Consider the following 14,087-nt stretch of genomic DNA (forward strand, 5'->3'; position numbering starts at 1 on the left):
CCCCCTTTGCGAACCCGTCGATCTCGGGCATTCTCCCTCAGCGGCCCGCTTCATCCCAGCGGGATCTGCAACCACCACGCGCCACGTCACGGACCGTGGACGAGCGCGTCACAGGAGCAGCGGGAGACGAAGCGAGCCTCCCACGAAGCCCCTGCGGACGCACCCTGAAGGACGCATAGAAATGTCGGACAAGGAAGTTCTGGTCGTCGCCTCCAAGATCAAGGCCTACATCAAGAGCAGCGGGGACATGAAGACCTCGGCGGGCGTCCTCGACGTCCTCTCCGACCGGCTCCGCGCGATGTGCGACCAGGCCATCGAGAGCGCCCGCAGCGACGGTCGCAAGACCGTCCTCGACCGCGACTTTTCTTGAGGTAGGGGGGCGTCGACGCGCCTTTGACGCAGCGAGCCGTTGGGCGACGCGGCGCGGTCCGGGGTGCCCGGGCGGGTTCGCCGCGGTCAGCCCTTCGGCGACGCCGAGCGGTTCGAGGCGCCCCGGCGTGCTCCGCACAGCTTTTCCGGGTGACGGCCCGCGAATCGACGCACGCGTGTTTCTGTGCGGCGAACCTCCGTTCGGCGGCGGTTGGATCCGCCGTTCGCGTAACCGAATCGGGGCGGTGGGTACACTGCTGGAATCGAACCCGGGTGGATTCGCGCGACCGGGGGCCGTTTCCAGGGCGGGCTCGGGAGGCGCGGGCCCGGTGTGAGCCCGCTTTCGGCGCGCGACCGAGGAAGAGCACGCGATGAGCAGCGCGTCCGAAGAGACGAAGGCCACCTCGGTCGAGATCGCGTCGCGAACGGACGTCGGACGCGTCCGGCAGGCGAACGAGGACAGCTGCGAAGTCTGGGGATTCGCGGACGGGGGGCATCTCCTGGTCGTCGCGGATGGGATGGGCGGCCACCGCGGCGGAGCCACCGCCAGCCGGACCGCGATCGAGGCCATCGCCGAGACCTTCGGCGACGGGGCACGCGGGAAGGCCCACGAGACCCTCGCGAGCGCCGTCGTCTCCGCGAACCAGCGCATCTGGGGGCTGGCCCAGGAAGACCCCGAGCTCGAGGGGATGGGCACGACCGTCGTCGCCTTCCACCTCGACGCGAAGCGCCGGGGCACGGTCGCCCACGTGGGCGACAGCCGGGCCTACCGCTACCGGAAGGGTCGTCTCGAGGCGCTCACGACCGATCATTCGGTCGTCGCCGAGATGCAGCGGCGGGGCCTCCTCTCCGCCGACGAGGCTGCGGTCCACCCGCGCCGGAACGAGATCCTCCGCTCCGTCGGTGTGCAGGAAGACGTCGACGTCGAAGTCGCGGACGTCGAGGTCCGAGGAGGCGACCGCTACCTCCTCTGCTCCGACGGCCTCTCCGGCGTGGTCAAGGACGAGGAGATCGCGGCGATCCTCCAGACGAAGACCCCGCACGAGGCGGTCGAGGCGCTGATCGACCTCGCGAACGAGCGCGGCGGCCCGGACAACATCACCGTCCAGGTCCTCGCGGTCCCCGCGGAGGCATCCGAAGGCGATCCCGAAGCCACGGCGCCGGTCGAGCTCACGTCCGTGGGCATCGAGGCGATCGAGACCCGCCGCCGACAACGACGGCGCGCCCAGCAGATCGGCACCATCGTGCTGATCGCGGGCGCCGTCGTCGCCGCCTGGCTGGTCTGGCAGGCCTCCCGGTCGCCTTCCGACGCCGCCGCTCCCGCGCGACCCGCCGCCGAATCGCCTTCGCCGCCGCCCGCCCCGGATGCCCCGCTCGAAGACCGCTTCGAGATCGAAGCGCCGGCGCCGCGAAAGGGAATCCCGCGCGAGGGGACGGCCCCCTAGCGCGCCTCGTCCGCGAGCCGGAGCGCGACCTGGTCGGTCCGGCGCGCCGGATCGAACGCGAGGGCGAGCAGCTCGTCCGCGACGTATTCCGGCGAGTTGAAGGCTCCCGCCCGCTTCCGCTCGTGGAATCGGGGCGCGTCCGGGAAGCGCGCCTCCGGCGTCTCCCGGATCCGGGTCTGCATGGCCGTGTCGACGACGCCCGGCGCGACGGCGTGAGCGCGGAGTCCGATCGCCCGCTCCTCGAGGGCGACGACCTCCGTCAGCCGTTCGACCGCTGCCTTGCCCGCGCAGTAGGCCGCCCACCCTTCGTAGGCCTTCGTCGCGGCCCCCGACGAGACGTTGATCAGGACGCCAGGCTTCGCCACCCGCCGGAGATGACGGACATAACATCGCGTCCCCAGGAAGACACCGGTCAGGTTCACGTCGATGTGCTCGCGGAACGCGTCGAGCTCGACGTCGCGGAGCTTCGCGATCGGATCGAGGACGCCCGCATTGTTGATCCAGAGGTCGATGTGGCCGAAGCGGGTCTCCGCGTCGACGACGAGCGCTTCGAGGGCCGCCTCGTCGCGAACGTCGAGGGCCCTCGCGAGCACGTCCTCGCCGTCCGGAAGCGCAGGCGCGCTTCGACTGCAGAGCACGAGACGCAGTCCACGTTCCGCGAAGCGCCGCGCGACCCCGGCACCGATCCCGCGGCTCGCGCCGCTCACGAACGCGACCCGACCGACCTCCGGCGCTCCCGACGGCGTCACGCGGCGGACGCGCTCCCGTCGCGCAGCCGCTCGAGATCCGAGCCCGCGGGCTCCTGGAAGACGCGCAGCCCGAACTCCGGGACCATCGCGAGGATCCGGTCGAAGAGATCCGCCTGGATCCCCTCGTAGGCGATCCAGTTCGTGTCGTTCGAGAAGCAGTAGATCTCGATCGGCACGCCCTGGGGCCCGGCGGACAGCTGGCGCACGAGCAGGGTGTGACCCGTCTGGTGGATCTTCGGGTGTGCCCGCAGCAGCGCCCAGACCCAGGCGCGGAAGGTGCCGAGATTGGTGAGGCGCCGCAGATCCGCGGGCAGCCCGGAGCCGAGCTCCGCGTTCGCGCTCTCGAGCTCGTCGGACTTCCCGCGCATGTAGTCCGCGAGCAGCCCCCACTCGGCGAAGCGCGCCGTCTCCTCGTCGGTCAGGAAGCGCACGCTCTGCAGGTCGAGGGAGACGGATCGTTTGATGCGACGGCCGCCGGATGCCGACATCCCGCGCCAGTTCTTGAACGAGTCGGCGATCAGCCGGTGGGTCGGGATCGTCGTGATCGTCTTGTCCCAGTTCTGGACCTTGACCGTGTGGAGCGCGACCTCGATCACGTCGCCGTCGGCGCCCAGATCCGGCATCTCGATCCAGTCGCCCACGCGGATCATGTCGTTGCTGGCGATCTGGATGCTCGCGACGAGCGAGAGGATGGTGTCCCGGAAGACGAGCAGGAGGACCGCGGTCATGGCGCCGATGCCCGAGACGAAGATCCAGGGCGAGCGGTTCATGAGGGCCGCCAGGATCAGGAGCCCGGCGAGCAGGTAGACGACGATCGAGACGACCTGGAGGTAGCCCTTGATGGGTCGCTGGCGATATTCCGGATGCCTGTCGTAGATCGCCTGCGCCGCCTCGAGCACGCTCGAGATCGCGAGGGCGCCCACGAGGATCATGACCGCGACGCTGATTCGGCGAATTCCGTCGACGAGCACGTCGGGCAGGTTCGGGAAGAAGTTCAGCCCGTAGTAGACGACGAAGGCAGGCGCCACGTGCGAGATCCGGCCGAAGACGCCGGCCTTCACCAGCTCGTCGTCCCAGTGGGTCTTCGAGCTCTGGACGAGATTGCGCAGACCCGCGACGAGGGAGATCCGGACCACGAAATAGACGAGGGTCGCGGCGCCGAAGAGGATCGCGAGGTCGATCAGCTCCACCACGGGCTCTCCCGCCCGTGCGCCGATGCTCTCCAGGAACTCGTCCATCGCTCCCCCCTATCGGGGCGCGCCCGCGGGCGCGCCGTGTGCGAGCGCCGGAGGATATCGAACCCCCCGCGCGGCCTCGCCTCGGAGCCCCCGCGACCCGGGGTCTCCCGCGATCCGCGATGGGGTCGCCGGGATTCCCTACGCTCCCCTCCTCATGCCCCCCGCGAAGAAGACCTCCGGAACCCGCCGAACCTCGTCCCGCCCCCGACGCCCCGAAGAGCTCGACCACATCGAGATCCGGGGCGCACGCGAGCACAACCTGAAGTCCGTCGACGTCGACCTGCCGAAGAAGCAGCTCGTCGTGATGACCGGCGTCTCGGGCTCGGGCAAGTCGAGCCTCGCCTTCGACACGCTCTACGCCGAGGGCCAGCGACGCTACGTCGAGAGCCTCTCCGCCTACGCCCGACAGTTCCTCGGGCAGATGGAGAAGCCGCGCTACGACACGATCCGCGGTCTCTCGCCCACGATCTCGATCGAACAGAAGACGACGGGCAACAACCCCCGCTCGACGGTCGGGACGATCACCGAGATCTCCGACTATCTCCGGGTCCTCTGGGCCCGGACCGGCAAGCAGCACTGCCACGAATGTGGCGACCGCGTCGAGAGCCAGACCGCGGAGCAGATCGCCAAGACCCTCGCCGCCCGCGGCGACGGCACGCGCCTCGTCCTGCTCGCCCCGCTCCTCGTGAACCGCAAGGGCGAACACCGGGAGCTGCTCGAAGAAGCGCGACGCGCCGGCTGGCTCCGTCTTCGCGTCGACGGCGAGATCGTCGAGACGGAGGGTCTCGAGGCCCTCGACAAGCGCAAGAAGCACCACGTCGAGGCCGTGATCGACCGGCTCGTCGTGAAGTCCGGGATCCGGAGCCGGCTGACCGAGTCCGTCGAGACGGCGCTCCGGATCGGCGACGGCCAGCTGATCGCGAGCGTTCCGCGCGAGGACGACGAAACCTTCTCCGAGACCGCCGCCTGCGGAAAGTGCGGAATCTCGTTCCCCGAGCTCACCCCGCAGGCCTTCTCCTTCAACAGTCCCCAGGGCATGTGCGGCGACTGCAACGGTCTCGGCACGCGCTTCGAGATCGATCCCGACCTCGTCGTGCCCGACCCGTCCCTCGCGATCGACGAGGGCGCGGTCAAGCCCTGGGGCGAGGACGTCTCCCAGAAGGACGGCTGGGGCAGCGGCTTCCGGCGCCAGATCCTGAAGCACCTGAAGATCAGCACGACGAAGCCCTGGTCGAAGTTGACCGACAGGCAGCGCGACCAGATCCTCTACGGAACCGGCGAGCGTCGCTACCTCGTCAAGTGGACGGGCAAGGGCAACAGCGGTGGCGGTCAGTTCCACACGACCTGGGAGGGACTGATTCCGCGGCTCATGCGCCGCTTCCGCGACACCAAGTCCGAAGGCATGAAGCGCTGGTACGGCAAGTACATGGCGAACACCGCCTGCACGACCTGCCACGGCACCCGCCTGCGGATCGAGAGCGCCGCCGTCCGCGTCGCCGGACGGACCCTCGTCGAGATCTCCGGCATGACCGTCGACGAGGCGCGCGCCTTCTTCTCGAAGATCAAGCTGACCGGGGCGGACCTGAAGATCGCCGCCGAGGTCCTGAAGGAGATCCGCTCGCGGCTCGACTTCCTGGGCGCGGTTGGTCTCGGCTATCTCTCCCTCGATCGCGCGGGTCCGTCCCTCTCGGGCGGCGAGTCCCAGCGCATCCGGCTCGCCAGCCAGGTCGGCTCCGATCTCACGGGCGTGATCTACATCCTCGACGAGCCGTCGATCGGGCTCCATCCGCGGGACAACGCGCGCCTCCTCGAGACCCTCGAACGCATGCGCGACATCGGGAATACCGTCGTCGTGGTCGAGCACGACGAGGAGACGATCCGCGCCGCCGACTACGTCGTCGACTTCGGTCCGGGGGCCGGCGTTCGTGGCGGCGAGCTCGTCCATGCCGGCACGCCGAAGAGCCTCGAACGCGCGAAGGACTCGCTGACCGGGGCCTACCTCTCCGGTCGGCGGGAGATCGCGATCCCCGCGTCGCGCCGCGTCGCGAAGGGGGCGCTCAAGATCCATGGCGCCCGAGAGAACAACCTGCGCGACCTCGACGTCGAGATCCCGCTCGGGATCCTCACCGCCGTAACCGGCGTCTCCGGCGCGGGCAAGTCGACCCTCGTGAACGACATCCTCTATCCGGCCGCCGCCCGCGAGCTCCACGACAGCACGCGTCGGGTCGGACGGCACGCCGATCTGTCCGGCCTCGAACAGCTCGACAAGGTGATCGACATCGACCAGCGCCCGATCGGTCGGACGCCGCGCAGCAACCCCGTGACCTACATCAAGGTCTTCGACGAGATCCGCCGCTTCTTCGCGGCGCTGCCGGAGAGCAAGGTCCACGGCTACAAGCCCGGTCGCTTCTCGTTCAACGTGAAGGGCGGTCGCTGCGAGGCCTGCGAAGGCGACGGCGTGCGGAAGATCGAGATGCACTTCCTCGCCGACGTCTTCGTCCGATGCGAGCAGTGCCACGGCAAGCGCTTCAACGAGGCGACCCTGCGTGTGCAGTACAAGGGGCACTCGATCGCGGACGTGCTCGACCTGACGGTCGCCGAGGCCCTCGAGGTGTTCTCGGCGCACCCGAAGATCCGGGGCCCGCTCGAGCTCCTCGAGCGCGTCGGCCTCGACTACGTCCATCTCGGCCAGCCCTCGCCCACCCTCTCCGGCGGCGAGGCCCAGCGGATCAAGCTCGCGAAGGAGCTGTCGAAGCGCGCGACGGGCCAGACCCTCTACATCCTCGACGAACCGACGACGGGCCTGCACTTCGAGGACGTGCGGAAGCTCCTCGCCGTCCTCGACGAGCTCGTGGAGGCGGGCAACAGCGTCGTCGTGATCGAGCACAACCTCGACGTGATCAAGACGGCGGACTGGCTGATCGACGTCGGGCCGGAGGGCGGCCCGGACGGGGGCGAGATCGTCGCCTGCGGCACGCCCGAGGAGGTCGCGAAGGTCAAGGCGTCGCACACGGGCCGGAGCCTGAAGCCGATCTTCACCGCTGCGCGAGGGTCGAAGGCGCGAAAGCGAAGATCCGCATGATCAGGCAGGTCGCCTAGCGCGTGACCTCGAGCTCTCCGTCTCCGAACACGAAGTGACACTTCCGCGGTGCGCCGACCTTCTCGCCGGGGAAGAGGCCGAGCAATCGCCCCCCCTGGCTCTCGATCACGCGACGGGACGCGGGGTTGTCTTCGTCGCAGGTGAGGAGCGCCGTCTCCGTGCCGGCGGCGCGAAGGATCCGCAGCCCCTCCCGGAGCATCGCCTTCGCGTAGCCCCGACCTCGAGCATCCGGCAGGACGCCGTAGCCGAGATGCCCGCCGAACTGGCGGAGATACGCATTCAGCTCTCGCCGCAGCGACAGCCGCCCGACGATCTTCCCCTCGTCCTCGGCGACGAAGAACCAACCCGGAACGCCGCCCTCGGTCCACGGTTCGTTGCCCTGGTTGAGGGCATCCGTCCGTGAGACGTAGGCCTCGAAGTCGTCGCCGATCGTGTATCCGAGAAGGAAGGGCCAATCCTCGCGAAGCATCTGCTCCTGAGCGCGGGTCGCCTCCCCTTCGTCGTCGACACGCAGAGGCCGAAGGATCATGACGAATCTCCTGGCACGTCGGCCGAGGATATCAGCGGCCGCGCTAGGCGGGCGTCCTTCGCCGTGGATCGAACCACTCGATGATCCGCGCATTCTCTTCGCGCGGATAGGTGTGCGAGAGATCCTCGATCTCGCGATAGACGAGCGCGGCACCGGCGTCCTCGAACGCGGCCGCGGCCTCCCGAGCCGCCTCGACGGGAAACATCCAGTCGAGCGCGCCGTGCACGAGATAGATCGGCTTGCCCTGCGCACGACCGAGATCACCGAGGGCCTGCGGCACGGCGTGCAGAGCGCCGCACGCCGGCGCGAGATGGGTGAACGGTCCGTCCGCGCCGAGGCCGACGAGCCCGGTCATCGTCCCGCCGTCGCTCAGTCCGGTGAGCAGCACGTGGTCCGCGTCCACCTTCCACTCGCTCGACACCCACGCGACCCTGTCCCGGAGCGGACCCGCGTCGACGTCCGGCGCGGCGAAGGACCACGTCGAGCCCCGCGACGTCGGCGAAAGGAGCAGGAAGCGCCGACTGCGCGCCTCCCGGAGCCAGGTCCAGAGGAAGTCGGCGCCATTCCCCGATCCGCCGTGGAGGGCGACGACGAGCGGCCACGCCTCGCTCCCGTCGTAGCTCTCGGGCACGTAGAGATCGAAGCCGCCCCGCGCGTCGGTTTCGCCGGACCGGAAGAGCCCGACCTTCGCGTCGCTCCCGTCCGGCTTCTCGAGCGCGTCGAGCTCGCCGTGCCGGAAGGACTCCGCGAACCAGGCCGAGATCGGCGGCAGCGCGAGGCGGAGCGGATAGAGCCGCGCCTGCGCCCGGGCGTGATCGTGCATCGCCTTCAGCACGCCCATCGTCCCCTCGTCGCCGGGATCGACGAAGCGACCGAGCGCGCTCGCAGTCCACTCCGCGGCGCCCAGCAGATCGGCCTGGAACTCCACCAGCGAGGGATCCGGGAGCGCGGCCTCGGCGAACGCGCCCCGCGCGGCTTCCAGATTCGCGAGGGGCTCGGTCAGGGCGGCCTGGAGCGAGGCGAACGCAGGGGGATGCAGGCGGCGGAACGCCTTCTCGAGAGCGTCGACGCCGACCAGCAGCGCGGGGCCGAGACGCCCGACCGATTCTCCGAATGCCTGCTGGACCGAGGCCTCGTCGCCCATCGCGCTCCCTTTCGTGGGCGTACGGTATGCTCCCGCGACTTCGGATGCCGCCATGCGGCGGGGGATCCGAGTCACGCCTCTCCATTTCCAGCGCCCGGCCGACAGGAGACCGTCCTCGGCGGGCCAGGGGGAACCATGTTCTTCGCTCCGCGCTTCTCCGCGACCCGTGTGCTCGCGTCCTCTCTCCTGTTCGCCCTGGTGACGGGGCAGGCCTTCGCCGCCGATGCGCCGAAGAGCGACGACGAGAAGGCCTTCTACGCGATCGGCACGAGCATGGCTCGCCAGCTCGAGACGCTGAAGCCGATCAGTGCCCGCGAGATGGACCTCCTGATCGACGGCATGAAGGACGTCGTGAACGGAGAGCCCCTCGCCGTCGAGCAGCAGGAGGGCGCCAACTACGTCCGCACCCTCGTGACCGCACGCCAGAAGGTCGCCCTCGAGAACGAGAAGGCCGCCGCGGCGGACTTCACGAAGCGCGAGGGGGCGAAATCCGGTGCGAAGACCACCGAGTCGGGCCTCGTCTACACCGAGGTGAAGGCCGGCAGCGGGGCCCAGCCGAAGGCGACGGACAAGGTCCGCGTCCACTACCACGGCACGCTCCGCGACGGCAGCGTCTTCGACAGCTCCGTCGACAAAGGTCAGCCCGCGGAGTTCCCGCTCAACCGCGTGATCCCGTGCTGGACGGAAGGCGTGGCCATGATGAAGGTCGGCGGGAAATCGAGTCTCGTCTGCCCGGCGTCGATCGCCTACGGCGACAAGGGCCGCCCGGGAATTCCCGGCGGTGCCGCTTTGAAGTTCGAAGTCGAGCTGATCGAGATCGTGAAGTAACGACCGGGCGAGCCGCGCCCCCTACTCGACGGGGCGGCAATCCTCGGCGGGGATCGGTCCGAGCGCGTCGATTCCGGCCTTCTGGAGCCCGCTCGGGGCGACGCGCTCCGCGGCGAGGATCGCCGTGGCAGAGCCCGCCAGGCAGACCGCGATCGCGACCAAGGGCGCGAAGAGGCGAACGTCGTAGCCGATCCGACGGGCGCGGCGCTTGTGGCGACGGCTCCATCGCGGCTCCAGCTCACCCATGGCGAAGTCCCCCCCGACACGCGGGATGCGCGTCTCCGGGGTCTATCGGGTGGCCGTCTTGCCGCCTTGATGCGGTTCTGCTGCCGACAGGGCGGACCGGACGCGCTCGATCTCCCGGTCGTCCGCCTCGCGCAACGCCTGCTCGGGGTCGATCCGCGCCTCGCGCGCGACGACGGCCAGCGCCCGCAATGCCTCCCCGAGTGCCTGCTGCGCTCCCGCACCCACGCCGCCTTCGAGCGCCGCGAGTCCCCGCTCGACGACCGCCCGTGCGTCGCTCGGATCCAGCGTTGCCGGAAGGCCCGTCCCGGCGATTCGTCCCGCGACCTTGGCGCTTCGCGCCAGCGCGGGCAGATGGCGCGGGATGCCCTCGAAGGGATCCGGGGGCGCATCGCCCTCGCCGGCGGCGGCCCGCTCCGCCGCCTTGATCTCCTCCCAGCTCGCGAGCTGCGCCGCGCTGTCCGGGGGCGCGTCGGCGCTCGCGAAGACGTGCGGGTGGCGACGGACGAGCTTGTCGGAGATCGCCTCGACGACGCCCTCGAAAGCGAAGAGCCCCTTCTCCTCGGCGATCCGCGCCTGGAAGACCACCTGGAAGAGCAGGTCCCCGAGCTCGTCCCGGATCGCTTCGGCTTCTCCGCTCGCGATCGCCTCGTCGACCTCGTAGGCCTCCTCGATCGTGAAGGGCGAGATGGAGGCGAAGTCCTGCTCGAGGTCCCAGGGACAGCCGCCCTCCGGATCCCGCAGACGAGCCATGATGTCGAGGAGGCGCTGGATCCCGGCCATGGGCGCAGTATACCGGCGGGTCGCGCGCACTATGCGAACGCGATCGCGCTTCAAGATCTGCCAAGGGATGCCGATGGCAGGGACTGCCGGATTGCGTTCCGAGCGGAGTTCTCCAGCCAGGGAGGACTCGCGGGACGCCTTCCACGCCCTGGACGCCGCTGCGACGACCCGCATCGGCTGCGAGGACTCGACCGCATGAGCGAGATCCCCCGCGTCAATCCGACCCCGCCGACGCCGCCGATCCGACCGATCCGGCCGGCGCGCGAAGCCAATCGCGATCGCGAGCGAGCGCGCAAGGAACCCACCCGCGAAGAGGGCGAGGACGAGGACCCGCCGGGCGGGAACCCGCCCGACGACGACGGACGCGGCGGAAGCATCGACATCAAGGTCTGACGCGGCTTCCCCTCGGGAACCCTGCCGCGCTGAATGGTCTGGACTAGACTCCCGCTTACCCCCCCCACCAGGGGTGGGATAGCGAGGCGTCCCATGGCCACCGAGCAACCCGAGCCGATCGAACCCCGCCGCCACGAGGGCCACGCGGAGGCCCACGCCGCCGCCAACCGCGAGATCGTCCGCCGACTGAAGAGCGTCGAAGGGCACGTCCGGGGGATCACGCGCATGGTTGAGGACGATGCCTACTGCATCGACGTCCTCAAGCAGCTGAAGGCCGTCCGCGCCGCCCTCGACCGCGCCGGCGAGCTCGCACTCGAGACCCATCTCTCGACCTGCGTGACCGATGGCCTGCGGAGCGACGACGAAGTCGAACGCGCGCGGGTGATCCGAGAGATTCTCGACGTGTTCCGGGCGAACGCGAAGCGCTGATCCGATGGCGAGCCCGACGCCCAGCGAAGCCCGTGACGTGACCGAGGTCCTGACCGTCGGTGTGGGCGGCATGTCCTGCGACAACTGTGCGCGCTCGGTGGCGCGCCACGTCTCCGCCGTCGACGGTGTGGTCGAAGCGCGGGTGAGCTACGCGCTCGAGGATGCGCGGATCCGCTTCGATCCCACGCGGGTCGCTCCGGCGCGGCTTCTCGAGGCGATCGGCGACGCCGGCTACCAGGTCCGACCGGAGCATGCGAAAGCGCGAGAAGCCGACGAGCAGGGGGGGCTCGAAGCGAAGCGCCGACGCATGCTCGTCGGCCTCGGGGCGAGCGCGGCCATCATGTTCCTCGGGATGGGCGTGCCGCGGCTGGGCCTGCCGGACTTCCCATTGCGTCGCGAAGCGATCGCGGGCCTCGCCGGCCTCGTGCTCTTCTGGGTCGGCCGCGACTTCCACGTCGGCGCCTGGCGCGCCCTGAAGGCGCGCACGACCAACATGGACACCCTCGTCTCCCTGGGCGCCTGCGTCGCCTTCTTCTACAGCCTGGCCGTCCTCGTGACCGGCGCGGATCCCGCACGCTTTCCCGTCTACTTCGAGTCCGCGGCGATGATCGTGACCCTGGTCCTCGTCGGGAAGGTGCTCGAAGCGCGCGGGAAGCGGGAGGCGAGCGGCGCGGTCCGCGCACTCCTCGACCAGCAGCCCGAGCGCGCGCGGGTCGAACGGGACGGCGCGATCGTCGAGTGTCCGGCCGTCGACGTCCGGTCCGGGGAACGGGTCCACGTCCGGCCCGGTGAGCGACTTCCCGTCGACGGGGTGATCGCGGAAGGCGCGAGCCACGCGGACGAGTCGATGCTCTCCGGCGAGAGCCTGCCGGTCCGGAAGGGCCCGGGAGACCGTGTCCATGCGGGGACCGTCAATCGTGAGGGCGCGCTCGTGATCGAGACCCGCGCCGTCGGCGACGCCACGATCCTGGCCGACATCGCGCGACTGGTCCGCGAAGCCCAGGCCAGCCGCGCGCCGATCCAGACCGCCGTCGATCGGATCGCGGCGATCTTCGTCCCGACGATGATCGCCATCGCGACCGTCGTCGGTGTGGTCTGGTGGGCGTTCGGCGCGGCCACCTGGCTCCCGACGACCGACCCACGGGCGGCGGGCATCCTCTTCGCCGCATCGACGCTCCTGATCAGCTGTCCCTGCGCGATGGGCCTCGCGACGCCGCTCGCGCTCGTCGCGGGCACCGGGGTCGGCGCACGCCGGGGGCTCCTCATCAAGAGCGCGGCGGCGCTCGAAGCGATGGGCGGGATCGATCGCGTGATCGTCGACAAGACCGGCACGCTCACGCTGGGACGCCCCAAGGTGGTCGATGCGACCGCCGTCGGCGCCCTGGCCATCGACGAGGTGCTCGCGCTCACCGCCGCGGCGGAGGGCGACAGCGAACACCCTCTCGCGCGCGCGATCCTCGAAGAGGCCCACGCGCGCGGCCTCGACCTGCCACGGGCGAGCGACGTGCAGGCCGAGGCCGGCCAGGGCCTTCGCGCGCGGGTCGACGGGCGCGCCCTCCTGCTCGGCTCCCGCCGCTTCGTCGAGACTGCGGGCGTCGATCTGGCTCCGCTCGACGCGGCCCGCACCCGCGCCGACGAAGCCGGCGCCTCGAGCATCTTCGTCGCGATCGACGGAACGGCGGCGGCGCTCTTCGCCGTCGCGGACGCCCCGGACCCGAGCGCGCGACCGGCGCTCGCGCGGCTCGGCGCCCTCGGCCTCGCGGTCACGATGTCGACCGGCGACGCGCGCGCACAGGCCCTCTCGATCGCGGCGCAGCTCGGCCTCGACGAAACGCAGGTCGTCTCCGAAGTCCTGCCCGCGGACAAGGCCGCGCAGGTCGAGGCCCGTCGCGCCGAGGGGGAGCGGGTCGCGATGGTCGGCGACGGATTGAACGACGCGCCGGCGCTCGCGAGCGCCGACGTCGGAATCGCGATCGGCTCGGGCACGGACGTGGCGATCGAGGCCGCGGACGTGGTCCTCGTTCGCGAGGACCTCGGGGCGCTGGCGGAGGCGATCGTCCTCAGCCGCCGGACGGTCCGGACGATCCGACAGAACCTCTTCTGGGCCTTCGGCTACAACGTGGCGGCGATCCCGCTCGCCGCGGGACTCTTCGTGCCCTGGGGCGGCGAGACGATGCGGCTCTCGCCGGGGATCGCCGCGGGGGCGATGGCCCTGTCGAGCCTCTGCGTCGTCACGAACAGCGTGCGCCTGCGGCGCTTCGACCCCGCCGGCGCCTAACATCCGGAACGAGCCGCACAGCCGACCCGACGGGACGAAGGCGGCGAACTCGACTAGCTTCTCCGGATGGCGGCGAAGTCACGGAAGAAGGCGGCGAAGCGCCGGACGAAGTCCGAGCGGCTCCTCGATCGCGCGCGGGCCGTCATCGCCGCGTGGCCCGAGACCGACGAGCGGCTCTCCCACGGCAGCCCGACCTGGTGGGGCGGGCGCAAGACCTTCGCCACCTGGGCGGAGGACCACCACGGCGACGGCCGGATCGCCCTCTGGATCAAATCCGACTTCGACACCCAGGAGGCGCTCGTCGAGGCCAACCCCGACGTGTTCTTCGTCCCGCCCTACGTGGGGCCGAGCGGCTGGATCGGCGTCGAGGTCGATGGCGAGGTCGACTGGGGCGTCGTCGAGGGACTCCTCGAAGACGGCTATCGCGCGGTCGCGCCGAAGCGCGCGATCAAGCTGCTCGACGAAGACGAGGCGGCGAAGTGATTGCAGACCTTCGGGTCGCTCCCTACCGTCCGGCAGGCTTCACCCGATCTTCGAAGTCGATCGGGCGTCTGCACCG

The 14,087-nt window shown here is 70.4% G+C and carries 14 protein-coding genes; 8 read left to right on the plus strand and 6 right to left on the minus strand.

What is annotated here, in order from left to right; translation table 11 throughout:
- Positions 1-181 precede the first annotated feature (181 nt).
- Entirely contained in the window at positions 182-370 is a 189-nt protein-coding gene (locus tag NXI30_01180) for a hypothetical protein (protein ID MCR9092804.1), read from the plus strand.
- Between the two features lie 370 nt (positions 371-740).
- Positions 741-1,814, plus strand: a complete 1,074-nt coding sequence (locus NXI30_01185) for a Stp1/IreP family PP2C-type Ser/Thr phosphatase (protein ID MCR9092805.1) — start codon at positions 741-743, stop codon at positions 1,812-1,814.
- Here NXI30_01185 and NXI30_01190 read toward each other — a convergent pair.
- Complete coding sequence (locus tag NXI30_01190) at positions 1,811-2,563, minus strand: SDR family oxidoreductase (protein ID MCR9092806.1); 753 nt, start codon at positions 2,561-2,563, stop codon at positions 1,811-1,813. The genes NXI30_01185 and NXI30_01190 overlap by 4 nt on opposite strands.
- Entirely contained in the window at positions 2,560-3,801 is a 1,242-nt protein-coding gene (locus tag NXI30_01195) for a mechanosensitive ion channel family protein (protein MCR9092807.1), read from the minus strand. The genes NXI30_01190 and NXI30_01195 overlap by 4 nt, the downstream gene beginning before the upstream one ends.
- Positions 3,802-3,955: 154 nt before the next feature.
- On the opposite strand from NXI30_01195, the gene uvrA reads away from it, so the two are divergent.
- Entirely contained in the window at positions 3,956-6,883 is a 2,928-nt protein-coding gene (gene uvrA, locus NXI30_01200) for an excinuclease ABC subunit UvrA (protein MCR9092808.1), read from the plus strand.
- Positions 6,884-6,896: 13 nt separating this feature from the next.
- On the opposite strand, the gene NXI30_01205 is transcribed toward uvrA, so the two are convergent.
- Both NXI30_01205 and NXI30_01210 read right to left on the minus strand, forming a co-directional pair.
- Positions 6,897-7,430 carry a GNAT family N-acetyltransferase gene (locus tag NXI30_01205; GenBank protein ID MCR9092809.1) on the minus strand — a complete coding sequence of 178 codons (534 nt, stop codon included), beginning with the start codon at positions 7,428-7,430 and terminating at the stop codon, positions 6,897-6,899.
- A gap of 43 nt (positions 7,431-7,473) precedes the next feature.
- Positions 7,474-8,574, minus strand: coding sequence for a phospholipase (locus NXI30_01210; GenBank protein MCR9092810.1), 1,101 nt, complete (start codon positions 8,572-8,574; stop codon positions 7,474-7,476).
- Positions 8,575-8,709: 135 nt separating this feature from the next.
- Here NXI30_01210 and NXI30_01215 point away from each other — a divergent pair, with 135 nt between their 5' ends.
- Positions 8,710-9,402: an FKBP-type peptidyl-prolyl cis-trans isomerase gene (locus NXI30_01215; GenBank protein MCR9092811.1), complete on the plus strand. Its 693-nt coding sequence runs from the start codon at positions 8,710-8,712 to the stop codon at positions 9,400-9,402.
- A gap of 21 nt (positions 9,403-9,423) precedes the next feature.
- Here the strand turns inward: NXI30_01215 and NXI30_01220 are convergent, their stop codons facing one another.
- Both NXI30_01220 and mazG read right to left on the minus strand, forming a co-directional pair.
- Complete coding sequence (locus NXI30_01220; protein MCR9092812.1) at positions 9,424-9,648, minus strand: hypothetical protein; 225 nt, start codon at positions 9,646-9,648, stop codon at positions 9,424-9,426.
- Between the two features lie 42 nt (positions 9,649-9,690).
- Positions 9,691-10,428: a nucleoside triphosphate pyrophosphohydrolase gene (gene mazG, locus NXI30_01225; protein ID MCR9092813.1), complete on the minus strand. Its 738-nt coding sequence runs from the start codon at positions 10,426-10,428 to the stop codon at positions 9,691-9,693.
- Positions 10,429-10,623: 195 nt separating this feature from the next.
- Here mazG and NXI30_01230 point away from each other — a divergent pair, with 195 nt between their 5' ends.
- The 4 genes from NXI30_01230 to NXI30_01245 all read left to right on the plus strand — a co-directional run bounded on the left by NXI30_01230 (position 10,624) and on the right by NXI30_01245 (position 14,011).
- Positions 10,624-10,821 (plus strand): hypothetical protein, encoded by a 198-nt coding sequence (locus NXI30_01230; GenBank protein MCR9092814.1) that lies wholly within the window; start codon positions 10,624-10,626, stop codon positions 10,819-10,821.
- Between the two features lie 225 nt (positions 10,822-11,046).
- Entirely contained in the window at positions 11,047-11,250 is a 204-nt protein-coding gene (locus NXI30_01235) for a metal-sensing transcriptional repressor (GenBank protein MCR9092815.1), read from the plus strand.
- Positions 11,251-11,254: 4 nt separating this feature from the next.
- Positions 11,255-13,528 (plus strand): heavy metal translocating P-type ATPase, encoded by a 2,274-nt coding sequence (locus tag NXI30_01240; GenBank protein MCR9092816.1) that lies wholly within the window; start codon positions 11,255-11,257, stop codon positions 13,526-13,528.
- A gap of 66 nt (positions 13,529-13,594) precedes the next feature.
- Entirely contained in the window at positions 13,595-14,011 is a 417-nt protein-coding gene (locus NXI30_01245) for an MmcQ/YjbR family DNA-binding protein (GenBank protein ID MCR9092817.1), read from the plus strand.
- Positions 14,012-14,087 lie beyond the last annotated feature (76 nt).

This window comes from bacterium, from assembly GCA_024742285.1.
In the GTDB taxonomy this organism is placed as follows: Bacteria; Myxococcota_A; UBA9160; order UBA9160; family UBA4427; genus UBA4427.

Bases quoted from the DNA above. Each gene is read 5' to 3' on its own strand.
- NXI30_01195 (MCR9092807.1), bottom strand. From the start codon at position 3,801: ATGGACGAGTTCCTGGAGAGCATCGGCGCACGGGCGGGAGAGCCCGTG.
- NXI30_01230 (MCR9092814.1), top strand. From the start codon at position 10,624: ATGAGCGAGATCCCCCGCGTCAATCCGACCCCGCCGACGCCGCCGATC.
- NXI30_01235 (MCR9092815.1), top strand. From the start codon at position 11,047: ATGGTTGAGGACGATGCCTACTGCATCGACGTCCTCAAGCAGCTGAAG.
- uvrA (MCR9092808.1), top strand. From the start codon at position 3,956: ATGCCCCCCGCGAAGAAGACCTCCGGAACCCGCCGAACCTCGTCCCGC.
- NXI30_01205 (MCR9092809.1), bottom strand. From the start codon at position 7,430: ATGATCCTTCGGCCTCTGCGTGTCGACGACGAAGGGGAGGCGACCCGC.
- mazG (MCR9092813.1), bottom strand. From the start codon at position 10,428: ATGGCCGGGATCCAGCGCCTCCTCGACATCATGGCTCGTCTGCGGGAT.
- NXI30_01180 (MCR9092804.1), top strand. From the start codon at position 182: ATGTCGGACAAGGAAGTTCTGGTCGTCGCCTCCAAGATCAAGGCCTAC.
- NXI30_01240 (MCR9092816.1), top strand. From the start codon at position 11,255: ATGGCGAGCCCGACGCCCAGCGAAGCCCGTGACGTGACCGAGGTCCTG.
- NXI30_01220 (MCR9092812.1), bottom strand. From the start codon at position 9,648: ATGGGTGAGCTGGAGCCGCGATGGAGCCGTCGCCACAAGCGCCGCGCC.
- NXI30_01245 (MCR9092817.1), top strand. From the start codon at position 13,595: ATGGCGGCGAAGTCACGGAAGAAGGCGGCGAAGCGCCGGACGAAGTCC.
- NXI30_01185 (MCR9092805.1), top strand. From the start codon at position 741: ATGAGCAGCGCGTCCGAAGAGACGAAGGCCACCTCGGTCGAGATCGCG.
- NXI30_01210 (MCR9092810.1), bottom strand. From the start codon at position 8,574: ATGGGCGACGAGGCCTCGGTCCAGCAGGCATTCGGAGAATCGGTCGGG.
- NXI30_01215 (MCR9092811.1), top strand. From the start codon at position 8,710: ATGTTCTTCGCTCCGCGCTTCTCCGCGACCCGTGTGCTCGCGTCCTCT.